The organism is Sulfurimonas hydrogeniphila (genome assembly GCF_009068765.1).
Classification (GTDB): domain Bacteria; phylum Campylobacterota; class Campylobacteria; order Campylobacterales; family Sulfurimonadaceae; genus Sulfurimonas; species Sulfurimonas hydrogeniphila.
The window spans coordinates 2,004,564-2,018,116 of record NZ_CP035534.1 but is presented as its reverse complement, the minus strand read 5'-3'; the positions used below and the strand labels follow the sequence as shown (position 1 = coordinate 2,018,116).

Annotated in this window: 7 protein-coding genes; 6 read left to right on the top strand and 1 reads right to left on the bottom strand. The window is 39.5% G+C overall.

Translation table 11 applies throughout. The features are described from left to right. Positions 1-99 precede the first annotated feature (99 nt). The 6 genes from rpoB (at position 100) to ETP70_RS10550 (ending at position 12,839) form a co-directional block, all read left to right on the top strand. Entirely contained in the window at positions 100-4,245 is a 4,146-nt protein-coding gene (gene rpoB / locus ETP70_RS10575; RefSeq protein ID WP_151901149.1) for a DNA-directed RNA polymerase subunit beta, read from the top strand. Next, a complete protein-coding gene (rpoC, locus tag ETP70_RS10570; RefSeq protein ID WP_151901148.1) occupies positions 4,238-8,758 on the top strand; it encodes a DNA-directed RNA polymerase subunit beta' in 4,521 nt (1,506 codons plus the stop codon). Before rpoB ends, rpoC begins: the two co-directional genes overlap by 8 nt. 253 nt (positions 8,759-9,011) lie before the next feature. Continuing rightward, positions 9,012-9,386 carry a 30S ribosomal protein S12 gene (rpsL, locus tag ETP70_RS10565; protein ID WP_151901147.1) on the top strand — a complete coding sequence of 125 codons (375 nt, stop codon included), beginning with the start codon at positions 9,012-9,014 and terminating at the stop codon, positions 9,384-9,386. Positions 9,387-9,491: 105 nt separating this feature from the next. Continuing rightward, positions 9,492-9,959: a 30S ribosomal protein S7 gene (gene rpsG / locus ETP70_RS10560; protein ID WP_151901146.1), complete on the top strand. Its 468-nt coding sequence runs from the start codon at positions 9,492-9,494 to the stop codon at positions 9,957-9,959. A gap of 11 nt (positions 9,960-9,970) precedes the next feature. Further along, positions 9,971-12,061, top strand: coding sequence for an elongation factor G (fusA, locus tag ETP70_RS10555; RefSeq protein WP_151901145.1), 2,091 nt, complete (start codon positions 9,971-9,973; stop codon positions 12,059-12,061). A gap of 109 nt (positions 12,062-12,170) precedes the next feature. Further along, on the top strand, positions 12,171-12,839 hold the full coding sequence (locus ETP70_RS10550; protein ID WP_151901144.1) for a hypothetical protein: 669 nt from the start codon (positions 12,171-12,173) through the stop codon (positions 12,837-12,839). Here the strand turns inward: ETP70_RS10550 and ETP70_RS10545 are convergent. Next, a complete protein-coding gene (locus tag ETP70_RS10545; protein WP_151901143.1) occupies positions 12,826-13,539 on the bottom strand; it encodes an arginyltransferase in 714 nt (237 codons plus the stop codon). The genes ETP70_RS10550 and ETP70_RS10545 overlap by 14 nt on opposite strands. Between the last annotated feature and the right edge of the window lie 14 nt (positions 13,540-13,553).

Genomic DNA, 13,553 nt, shown 5'->3' with positions numbered 1-13,553 from the left:
CTCTTAATAGCTAAGAGTAAAACAATCTATCTGGTGACGACTGGATACGATATGCTTGAACTTATCAAGTCCCTAATTAACAACTTATCGAGGTAGCCTATGTTAAACACTTTATATTCCGGAAACCGTCTTCGTATAGACTTCTCTAAAACTCCTCAAGAAATTGAAGTACCAAATTTACTCCAACTGCAACAAAGCTCATATGATACATTTTTAATGTTAAATGCAAAAGACAGAGCGACAAGCGGTATTGAAAAAGTTTTTCAATCTGTTTTTCCTATTCATGATGCACAAAACAGATTAACTGTTGAATATATCGGTTCTGAAGTCACGAACCCAAAATATACCGTTCGTGAATGTATGGAAAGAGGGCTTACCTATGCAGTAAGCCTTAGAATGAAAACACGCCTTATTTTGTGGGACAGAGATGAAAACACAAAAGAAAAACTTGGTGTAAAAGATATAAAAGAGCAGAGTATATTCGTTCGTGATATTCCGCTTATGACCGATAGAACTTCTTTTATTATCAACGGTGTTGAACGCGTTGTAGTCAACCAGTTACACCGATCACCTGGTGTTATCTTTAAAGAAGAAGAGTCAACTACTGCAGGAAACAAATTAATTTATACCGGACAGATTATTCCTGACCGCGGTTCATGGCTCTATTTTGAGTATGATCCTAAAGATATTCTCTATATGAGAATCAATAAACGTCGTAAAGTACCTGTAACAATCATGTTCCGTGCTTTGGGATATTCCAAACAGGATATTTTAAAACTCTTTTACCCGATTCAGACAATAAAAATCAATGACAATACTTTTTCTATGGATTTTAATCCTAAAGATTATGCAACACGTATCTCTTATGATTTGGTTGATATGAATGGTAAAGTGCTTGTTGCTGCAGGCAAAAGACTTTCAAGCAAAAAAGTACAAAAACTTTTAGATGACGGTGTGAAAGAAGTTCAGTATCCTTTGGAAATACTCTTGGACAGATATTTGGCTGAGCCTATCATTGACCCGGAAACAGGGGAAGTGTTATTTGATACAATGACACATATAGATGAGACCAAATTAAAGAAAATGGCTGAAATCGGCGTAACAGAATTCAAAATTGCCAATGATATTGCCGAAGGTGTTGACAGTTCTATTATCAACGCATTCAATGCCGATACAGATTCTCTGAAGCTTTTAAAACAGACAGAAGATATTGAAGATGAGAATGATTTGGCTGCGATTCGTATCTACAAAGTGATGCGTCCGGGCGAGCCTGTAACCAAAGAGGCTGCAAAAATATTTGTAAACCAGCTTTTCTTTGATCCTGAGAGATATGATTTGACTCAGGTTGGCCGTATGAAAATGAATCACAAACTTGGAATGAATATTCCTGAGTATGTGACTGTTTTAACACACGAAGATATTATAGAATCTGTAAAATATGTTATTAAAGTAAAAAACGGACAGGGTCATCTGGATGACAGAGACCACTTGGGTAATCGTCGTATTCGTTCCATCGGTGAATTATTAGGAAACGAGTTACACAACGGTCTTGTGAAAATGCAAAAAGCAATTCGTGACAAGCTCTCTACTATGAGCGGACCGATGAATGAGCTTATGCCTCATGATTTGATTAACTCAAAAATGATTACCTCTACAATCATGGAATTCTTTTCAGGCGGTCAGCTTTCTCAGTTTATGGACCAGACAAATCCACTCTCTGAAGTGACACACAAACGTCGTCTTTCGGCTCTTGGTGAAGGCGGTCTTGTCAAAGAACGTGCCGGGTTTGAAGTACGTGATGTCCATCCTACACATTATGGTAGAATCTGTCCTGTTGAAACGCCGGAGGGACAAAATATCGGTCTTATCAATACACTTGCAATGTATGCAAAAGTAAACGAGCATGGATTTATTGAAGCTCCTTACAAAGTGATGAAAGACGGAAAAGTTACTCATGAAATTGTCTATCTGACGGCAACACAGGAAGAGGGTAAAAAAATTGCCGCAGCTTCTAACAAACTGGATGAAAACGGTCAGTTTGTTGAAGATTTGATTGCTGTAAGACAGGACGGGGAAATCCTTTTACGTGATCCCAAAGAGTGTGAATATGCAGATCTCTCTTCACAGATGGTTGTCGGTGTAGCCGCGTCACTGATTCCGTTCTTGGAGCATGATGATGCCAACCGTGCACTTATGGGATCAAACATGCAACGTCAGGCAGTGCCTCTTTTACGTGCAAATGCACCAATGGTTGGAACGGGCGTTGAAAAACTGGTTGCCCGTGATGCATGGGAATGTGTCAAAGCAAAACGTGCCGGTAAAATTGAAAAAGTTGACGGTAAACACATTTATGTGATGGGTGAAGAAGACGGCGAAATCTTTATTGACTATTATCCGTTACAAAAAAATCTTCGAACCAACCAAAACACCTCTTTTACACAAAAACCGATTGTAAAAGTCGGTGAAATGGTAAAGAAAAACCAGATCATTGCCGATGGTCCAAATATGGACAAAGGGGAACTGGCGCTTGGTGTCAATGCAATGGTTGCTTTCATGCCGTGGAACGGGTATAACTTTGAGGATGCTATAGTCATCTCAGAACGTTTAATCCGTCAAGACGCTTTTACTTCAGTGCATATTTATGAAAAAGAGGTAGAAGCCCGTGAATTGAAACACGGTGTCGAAGAGATTACCCGTGATATCCCGAATGTTCGTGATGATGAACTGGCACATCTCGATGAATCAGGTATTGTTAAAATCGGTACAAATGTCAAAGGCGGTATGATTCTTGTCGGAAAAGTTTCTCCAAAAGGGGAAGTGAAACCAACACCGGAAGAGCGTCTTTTACGCGCAATTTTTGGCGAAAAAGCCGGTCATGTCGTCAATAAATCACTCTACTGTCCGCCGTCAATGGAAGGGGTGGTTGTAGATATTAAAGTATTTACAAAAAAAGGTTATGACAAAGATCCTCGTGCATTGGAACTTGAAAAAGAGGAGAGAGACTACCTTGAACGCGAGCATTATGACAGACTTATTATGATAGATAAAGAAGAGATGCTTCGTGTGACAAAACTTCTCACCCGTGAACCGTTACAGAGTGACATCAAAATAGGTGATACCGAGTATAAGGCCGGAGAAAAAATCAACGGAGATGATTTAAAAGAAGTAAACCGTTTTGCTATGAATGCAATCGTCAAATCTTTTTCACAAGAGATTCAGGATGAGTACAACAAAACGAAAAGTCATTTCCAGAAGCAAAAAAGAGTTTTCAGAGATGAACATGAAGAGAAACTCACTATATTGGAAAAAGACGACATTTTACCAAACGGTGTTGTGAAGTATGTAAAAATCTATATAGCAACAAAACGTCATCTCAAAGTCGGTGACAAGATGGCCGGACGTCACGGAAACAAAGGTATTGTTTCTATTATAGTTCCTGAGGTAGATATGCCGTATATGGAAGACGGACGTTCTGTTGATGTCTGTTTGAATCCGCTTGGTGTACCTTCTCGTATGAATATCGGTCAGATTTTGGAAATGCACCTCGGTATGGTAGGTCGTGAACTCGGCGATCAGATACAGGCAGAGTTTGACTCAAAACAAAAAGACTATATACAAAATCTTCGTGCAAAAATGATCGAAATAGCTGATGTTGCAGGAATGATGAAAGCTTCTGAAGTTATCGGAAATATGAGTGATGAAGAGTTTCTGATCCATGCAAGAGACTGGGCCAAGGGTGTTAAATTTGCTGCACCTATTTTTGAAGGGACAAATGCTGAAGAGTTTGAAAAACTCTACAAACTGGCAAATATGGATGCTGACGGCAAACGTGTACTTTATGACGGAAAAACCGGTGAGAAGATGAAAGAGCGTGTCAATGTCGGTTACATGTACATCTTAAAACTGCATCACCTGGTAGATGAAAAGATCCATGCCCGTTCAACCGGACCATACTCGCTTGTTACACAACAACCGGTTGGTGGTAAAGCACTCTTTGGTGGTCAAAGATTCGGTGAGATGGAAGTCTGGGCACTTGAAGCATATGGTGCTTCAGCAGTTCTAAAAGAGATGTTGACTATCAAATCAGATGATGTTGATGGTCGTGTACGTGCTTACAAAGCACTTACAAAAGGTGAATTGGTACCAGAATCTGGTATTCCTGAAACACTATTTGTATTAACAAAAGAGCTGCAGGCATTGGCTCTTGATGTAGATATTATGGACGAGGTAGAAGACGATGAGTAAATTAGTACCGGTAGAAGTAACAGAAGACAGCAGACCAAAAGATATAAAACAGCTCCAGTTCCGTTTGGCATCCCCTGAAAAGGTAATGTCATGGAGTCACGGAGAGGTTAAAAAGCCAGAAACTATTAATTATCGTACTTTAAAACCTGAGCGTGACGGTTTGTTTTGTGCAAAAATCTTTGGACCTGTAAGGGACTATGAGTGTCTTTGCGGCAAGTATAAAAAGATGCGCTATAAAGGTGTGGTATGTGAAAAATGTGGTGTTGAAGTAACATCTACAAAAGTACGTCGTACACGTATGGGACACATTGAATTGGTGACTCCGGTTGCACATATATGGTATGTAAGTTCACTGCCTTCTCGTATCGGTACGCTGCTTGGTATCAAAATGAAAGATTTAGAGCGTGTACTCTATTATGAAGCATATATCGTCGAAGAGGGCGGAGAGTCCTATTATGATGCAGAGGCTAAAACTCCGGTTTTAAAATATGATGTTTTAAATGAAGAGCAGTACCGTACACTTGTGCAGAGATTTGGTGAGCTTGGTTTCAAAGCCCGTATGGGTGGTGAAGTGATTCGTGATTTATTGGATTCTATTGATTTGGTTGACCTTTTTACTAACTTAAAAGAAGCGATTGGCGAAACAAAATCTGAGGCAAAGAAAAAAACGATTAACAAACGTCTGAAAGTTATTGAGTCATTTTTAAATTCAGGCAACAACCCTGCCTGGATGATGCTGACTGTGCTGCCGGTTCTCCCACCGGATTTACGTCCGTTGGTATCACTTGACGGCGGTAAGTTTGCCGTATCTGATGTAAATGATTTATATCGTCGTGTTATTAACCGTAATCAGCGTTTAAAACGTCTTGTAGAACTTGAAGCACCTGAAATTATTGTCAGAAACGAAAAGCGTATGTTACAGGAGTCTGTAGATGCACTTTTTGACAATGGTCGCCGTGCAAATGCGGTAAAAGGCGCAAACAAACGTCCTTTGAAATCTTTAAGTGAAATCATTAAAGGAAAGCAGGGGCGTTTTAGACAAAACCTGCTTGGTAAACGTGTTGACTTTTCCGGACGTTCTGTCATTGTTGTCGGACCAAGTTTGCGAATGGATGAGTGCGGACTGCCGAAAAAAATGGCACTCGAACTCTTTAAGCCGCATTTGATTGCCAAACTTGAAGACAAAGGTTATGCAACAACGGTAAAAGCTGCCAAAAAAATGATAGAAGAAAAAACAAATGAAGTTTGGGAGTGTCTTGCAGAGATTGTTGACGGGTATCCGATTATGCTTAACCGTGCACCGACACTGCATAAACTTTCTATTCAGGCGTTTCACCCTAAACTGATAGACGGAAAAGCAATTCAGCTTCACCCATTGGTTTGTGCGGCATTTAATGCCGACTTTGACGGGGATCAGATGGCTGTACACGTACCGCTTTCTTCTGCTGCTATAGCTGAATGTAAAGTGTTGATGCTGGCTTCTATGAACATTTTGCTTCCTGCATCCGGAAAGGCTATTGCTACACCTTCTCAGGATATGGTACTTGGTATTTACTATCTTTCACTTGAGAAAAACGGTGTGAAGGGTTCTAACAAACTTTTTGCAAATGTTGATGAGATCCGAATTGCTTTAGAACATGACGCACTTGACTTGCACGCTAAGGTTAGAACACGTGTTGACGGACGTATTATTCACACAACTGCAGGTCGTCTTTTGATTAAGGCAATTCTTCCTGATTTTGTTCCGGCTGAGCTTTGGAACAAAGTAATGAAGAAAAAAGCTATTAATGAGATTGTTGATTATGTACAAAAACACGGGGGAATTGGCATCACTGCATCTTTCCTTGACCGTTTGAAAGATTTGGGTTTCAAGCATGCGACAGAAGCCGGTGTGTCAATTTCAGCGGATGATATTCGTGTGCCTGATATGAAACCTGCAAAAATTGCAGAGTCTAAAGCAAGAGTCATTGAGATTCAAAAACAGTTTGAAGCGGGACTGTTGACTGAGCAGGAACGTTACAATAAGATCATTGATGTCTGGACAGATACAAACAATACACTTGCAGCAGAAATGATGCAACTTGTACAGACGGACAAAGACGGTTTTAACTCTATTCATATGATGGCAGATTCCGGCGCTCGTGGTTCTGCAGCGCAGATTCGCCAGCTTGCCGGTATGCGTGGTCTGATGGCAAAACCGTCAGGAGAAATTATTGAAACACCGATTATTTCTAACTTTAAAGAGGGTCTTAATGTCATTGAATACTTTATTTCAACACACGGTGCGCGTAAAGGTCTTGCAGATACGGCACTTAAAACTGCCAATGCAGGGTATTTGACTCGTAAACTTGTTGATGTTGCACAGAATGTTAAAATTGTTGAGCATGACTGTCATACGCACGAAGGGATAGAGATTTCTGATATATCTGATCAAAATACATTGATAGAATCATTGGAAGACAGACTCAACGGTCGTGTTCTTGCGGATGATGTTATTGACCCTATCTCCAATGAAATTCTTTATGCTGAGGGAACACTTTTAGATGAAGTTTCTGCAAAAGTTATTGCTGAGTCAGGTATCAAAACAGCGGTAATCAGAACACCGACTACATGTAAAAGCGAAGAAGGTGTATGTGCCCTGTGTTATGGTGTGAACCTTGCAACCGGATATATTGTTCGTCCTGGTGAAGCGATAGGTATTATTGCGGCACAGTCTATCGGTGAGCCTGGTACACAGTTGACACTGCGTACATTCCACGTTGGTGGAACGGCATCTTCTACTGCACAGGAACGTCAGGTTGTTGCAGAAAAAGAAGGTTTTATACGTTATTACAACCTTAAAACGTATAAAAACAAAGAGGGTAAAAATATTGTTGCCAATCGCCGTAATGCGGGTGTTTTACTGGTTGAACCAAAAATCAAAGCACCGTTTGCGGGAACTGTTGAGATTCAGACGATTCATGATGAAGTCATTATCAGTGTAAAATCCGAAGATGAAACTGTTCGTTATTCACTGCGTAAGCTTGAAATAGCGAAGCCGAATGAACTTGCGGGAGTCAGCGGACAGATTGAAGGAAAATACTATTTCCCTCATAAAAACGGGGAAAAAGTCGAGGCACTGGATTCTATTGTTGAAACAATCAAAGACGGATGGAACGTACCTAGCCGTATTCCGTATGCATCAGAACTTTTAGTTGATGACGGTGCACCTGTTACGAAAAAGATTCTTGCAAAAGAAGAGGGTACTGTGAAGTACTTCTTGCTCAAAGGGGACTACCTTGAGAGATTTGAAGGCCTGAAGTCAGGATATGAAGTTGTAGAAAAAGGTCTTTTTGCCGCTGTAATTGATACAAACAACCGTGAAGCGATTCGTCATTATATTGCACGCGGTTCAGTTATTGTAACAGATGACAATGAAAGTGTAGACAGAGATACAGTTATTGCGAAACCTTCCTCTGATGAATCAGTTGTGATCGCCGAATGGGATCCGTACTCTAACCCGATTATTTCAGAAGCTAACGGTGTTGTGAAATATGAAGATATCATTGTCGGAACAACTGCGAGTGAGCAGCTTGATGAGTTGACCGGTAAAACGCGTTTGATGATTAATGACCACATCTCTTCAGAGTATAAGCCTGCAATAGTACTGGCAACAGAAGACGGAGAACTTTTGCGTTATGCAATTGAGCCAAAATCATCTGTGTATGTTGCTGACGGTGCTGAAGTGAAAGTGGCTGACATATTGGCAAAAACGCCAAAAGCATTGCAAAAATCATCAGATATTACCGGGGGTCTTCCACGTGTATCTGAACTTTTTGAAGGTCGTCGTCCTAAAGCAACCGCACTGATTTCTGAAATTGACGGTGTTGTCAGCTTTGGAAAACCGCTTCGCGGAAAAGTAAGAATTATTGTCAGCAATGCAGACAACGGAATTGTAAAAGAGTATTTTGTTGACAAATCACATGAGCCGGTTGTAAATCCGGGTGACTTTGTGCATGCCGGTGAGCGATTGACTACGGGTATTTTATCTTCTCATGAACTTTTACGTATCATGGGTGTCAAAGCACTGTATAACTATCTTGTATCTGAAGTACAGCAGGTATATCGTTCTCAGGGGGTTAACATTGCCGACAAACACATTGAAGTCATCTTTACCCAAATGTTGCGTCAGGTAAAAATTGTAAAATCCGGCGATACAAAATTCATAGAAGGTGATTTGGTTTCCAAGGTGAAATTTACTCAGGAAAATGAAAAGATTATGCGTCTTGGCGGTCGTCCTGCGATTGCTGAACCGTTCCTGGTCGGTATTACCCGTGCGGCAGTTTCAGCTGACTCTATTATTTCAGCGGCATCATTCCAGGATACTACGAAAGTATTGACAGAAGCGGCAGTTTCGGCAAAAGTTGACAATCTTGAAAACCTGAAAGAAAATGTTATTATCGGCCGTACTATTCCTGTTGGAACCGGTATCTACAAAGATCAAAATATAGAATTTGAGATTGAAGAAGAGTAAAGGTTTCTTTTTATATTCAGAATATGAGCAAAGCCCATATTCTGATCACTGCGTTCGGCACTAAAGCTAGTCTCTTTACGAGAGCCAGAGTTTTTACATTAGTAATATGTGCACACTAATCTAAGATCCACTTTAATAATTCCTTAAAATAAGCTAACTTTAATTACAATTTTTGTATTATTTCGTGTCTATAACTCTCTAAAATTTTTAGTGAGTTTTATTCTACTGGAAAATTTAAGAAAAAAGGAATTGTATGCCTACAATCAATCAATTGATTCGTAAAGAGCGTAAACGTGTGATTAAAAAATCAAAATCACCTGCTCTTGACTCATGTCCACAGCGTCGTGGTGTATGTACACGTGTTTACACAACTACACCTAAAAAACCTAACTCGGCTTTAAGAAAAGTTGCCAAAGTCAGATTAACTTCCGGTTTTGAAGTTATTTCATATATCGGTGGTGAAGGTCACAACCTTCAAGAACACTCAATCGTTCTTGTACGTGGCGGTCGTATTAAAGATTTACCGGGTGTGAAGTATCATATCGTTCGTGGTGCACTTGATACTGCCGGTGTTGCTAACCGTATGGTTGCCCGTTCTAAATACGGAACTAAAAAACCAAAAAAATAATCTGAGATTATTTTTTTAACTATATTCAAAAATAGCTACAGGATTAATCTTAAGTGATTAATTTTGAGTAAATTTTGAAAAAAATTGAAGTAAGGAAAATTACAAATGAGAAGAAGAAAAGCTCCCGTTCGTGAAATTATGCCAGATCCAGTTTATGGAAGCAAAATTTTAACGAAATTTATAAATAAAATTATGTTAGATGGTAAAAAATCTACAGCTGAAAAAATCATCTACAGTGCAATGGATATCATTAGCTCTCGTGGAGAAAAATCAGGAATAGATACATTTAATGAAGCTATTGAGAATATTAAACCTATTATAGAGGTTAAAAGTCGCCGTGTCGGTGGTGCTACTTATCAAGTTCCAGTAGAAGTACGCCCGGTGCGTCAACAATCTCTTGCAATTAGATGGTTGGTAGATGCAGCTCGTAAACGTAATGAAAGAACAATGGCTGAGAGATTAGCAAATGAATTTATGGATGCTGCAAGTGACAAAGGTGCAGCATTTAAGAAAAAAGAAGATACATATAAAATGGCAGAAGCTAATAAAGCATTTGCTCATTACAGATGGTAACAGGATAACATATGCCAAGAAGTCATAAATTAGAAGATGTAAGAAACATCGGTATTGCTGCACATATTGATGCGGGTAAAACGACAACAACAGAAAGAATTCTTTTCTATACTGGTGTTGAGCATAAAATCGGTGAGGTCCATGACGGGGCTGCTACTATGGACTGGATGGAACAAGAGCAGGAGCGTGGTATTACGATTACTTCTGCTGCGACTACCTGTGAGTGGAACGGAAAACAGATAAATATTATCGATACTCCGGGCCACGTTGACTTTACTATTGAAGTTGAGCGTTCTATGCGTGTACTTGACGGTGCTGTTTCAGTATTCTGTGCTGTTGGTGGGGTACAACCACAATCAGAAACAGTTTGGAGACAACGTAATCGTTATAAAGTTCCATCTATTGTTTTTGTTAACAAGATGGACAGAACAGGTGCAGACTTTTATGAAGTTGAGCGTCAGATTCGTGATCGTCTTAAAGGGAATCCTATGCCTTTTCAGCTGCCTATCGGTGCTGAAGACAAGTTTGAAGGTGTTGTTGATTTAGTTAAAATGAAAGAGATTGTCTGGGATGAAGATGCTGCGATGGGTTCAAACTACCATGTACAGGATATTCGTCCTGAGTTACAGGAAATTGCAGACGAATACAGAGAAAAAATGCTTGAGACTTTAGCTGAAGTTGAAGGCAATGATGATTTTGCTGAAAAATTCCTTGAAGGCGAAGAAATTTCTGAAGAAGAGATCAAAGCGGCTATCAAATCTGCAACAATCGGCATGGCTGTTGTTCCGATGACTCCGGGTACTGCATTTAAAAACAAAGGTGTTCAGACTCTGCTTGACGCTGTTGTTGACTATCTTCCTTCACCGGTTGAAGCACCGCCAATCATGGGTACTATGATGGATGATGAAGAGAAAGAAGTTGTTGTTGAATCAACTGATGACGGCCCTTTTGCTTCACTTGCTTTCAAAATTATGACTGACCCGTTTGTGGGTGTTCTTACATTTATCCGTGTATACCGCGGTTCTTTAGAATCAGGCTCGTACGTACACAACACGACAAAAGACAAAAAAGAGCGTATCGGCCGTATCTTGAAAATGCATGCTATCAAGCGTGAAGAGATCAAAGAGATATATGCCGGTGAAATCGGTGCCGTTGTCGGACTAAAATCAACAACTACCGGTGATACTTTATGTGATCCTGCTGAGAAAGTTGTACTGGAAAGAATGGATTTCCCTGAGCCGGTTATCTCTGTTGCGGTTGAGCCAAAAACAAAAGCTGACCAGGAAAAAATGGGTATAGCTCTAGGTAAACTTGCTGCGGAAGATCCGTCTTTCAGAGTACACACTGATGATGAAACAGGTCAGACTATTATTTCAGGAATGGGTGAGTTACACCTTGAAATTCTTGTTGACAGAATGAAACGTGAATTCAAAGTTGAAGCAGAAGTCGGTGCTCCGCAGGTTTCTTACCGTGAAACAATCAAGAAAGAAGTCAACCAGGAATACAAGTATGCAAAACAGTCTGGCGGTCGTGGTCAGTTTGGTCATGTATTCTTGAAAGTGAAGCCGGGTGAGCCTGATTCTGGTTTTGTATTTCACAACGAAATCAAAGGGGGAACTGTTCCAAGAGAATATATTCCTGCTGTTGAAAAAGGTTGTGAAGAAGCGATGCAGGCAGGTGTTCTTGCGGGTTATCCTATGGAAGATATTGATGTTACACTGTATGACGGTTCTTACCATGATGTGGATTCAAATGAAATGGCGTTTAAACTCGCTGCTTCAATGGGATTTAAAGAAGCCTGTCGTAAAGCAGATGCTGCTATACTTGAGCCGATGATGAAAGTTGAAGTTGAAGTTCCTGAAGAGTATATGGGTGATGTTATCGGTGACTTGAACCGTAGACGCGGACAGGTAAACAATATGAGTGACCGTGCCGGTAACAAAATTATTGATGCTTTTGTTCCACTTGCCGAAATGTTCGGTTACTCAACCGACCTTCGTTCTGCAACTCAGGGACGTGCAACATATGCAATGGAATTTGATCATTATGAAGAAGTTCCAAGAAATATAGCTGAAGAGATTCAGAAAAAACGTAACGGATAGTATTTTCGTCACAAACTCTCCTTTCTTCTCTCTTTAACGAGAGAGGAGTCTTTCTTCTTTTAAAAATAAAATTCTGTTATAATGGTAAAAATTTTTCAGGCTGATTTGAATGCATAAAATACTACTTTTACTTATACTCGTTACACTGCTTGCGGCACAAAATCCAAAAGCTTTTTCTGCGCTTGGTGATATTGTTTACAATAATGTAGATAAAATTCAGAAGCTTGCAAATATAGATGAGTACGCACCGTACGAAAAGAAAATACAAGAGTATGCTACTGCTGTCAAAAAGTTGAAAAAAGAGGGTTTTTCATTGGATGAGGGAGCGGTTAAAGACAAGATGCGCTATCTAAACAGATTAAGAGAACTTTCACGAACAAATGATTTTTTTGTACGCTCTGTCAAAAGAAATTTGGATTTGGCAATCGAAAATGAAAATTCAAAACTTTTCACAAAACTGGCAAACAGCGGACTGATTGATGAAAAAAGAAGTAAAAGCAAGATACTCGATTACTATTTTGCACATTCTGATGATGTCAATACAACAGGAATAATACAAAAATATTTGGATGAAGATAAAAAACTACAGGCAAAAAAAGAGCGTAAAAAAAGCCTGCTGCAACGAAAAAAAGAACGAGAATTGGAAAAAATTCAAAGAATCAGAAAAAAAGACAAACTCGAACAGCAAAAACTGGAAGAGCAACTTAACAAAGAAGTACAAAAGAAAAAGTTACAAATTAGAGAAGAACAAAAAAAAGAGCTCTCTAAGACCATATAAATTTTTCGTGTTCGTGCGGTCTGCCTTGAAGCGTGAGGTAAGGAGTATACTGGGCTTTATAAGAAAGAGAAGGGCATCCTTCTACATAGTACCCCAAATATATCCATTTTTTGTTTGTATTTTTAGCATATTTTATCTGATTATACAGGGAGAGTTTACCTAAGGAGTACTGGGCATAATCAGGATCATAATAAAAATAGATTGATGATATTCCGTTTTCAAGAATATCTATCAAATCTACTGCAATGAGCTTTTGCTGATCATAATACAGTACTTCATAGCCAAAGTCAGCATGGCCTGTGACAAAAGAGTTATAGTAGTGCTGTGCAGTTGTCGCAGAGTAGTCCCACCCTTTTTTATCATGCATATAAAGATGGTACTTTTCAAACAGTTCAAGGTGCTCCTGGGTTACACTCGGTACCTGTATGTAAGAAGTAATATCTTTGGATTTTTTGATAACTCTTTTTGCAGATTTGCTGAATGCATAGTTTTCTACATCAATTTTAATACTCTGGCATTCTGTACATGTAGTGCATATGGGTCTAAAGTACATTTTTCCAAAACGACGGTATCCTCGTTCAATCAGGGCTTCACAAGATTTGGAGTCACAGTTGTTGATCACTTTATAGTGTGTAGTTTGTTTTTTGCCGCTCAGATAGGAGCACGTATCATCAAGTAAAAATTCTTTAAGTAGATTCATACCGGGATTTTGAC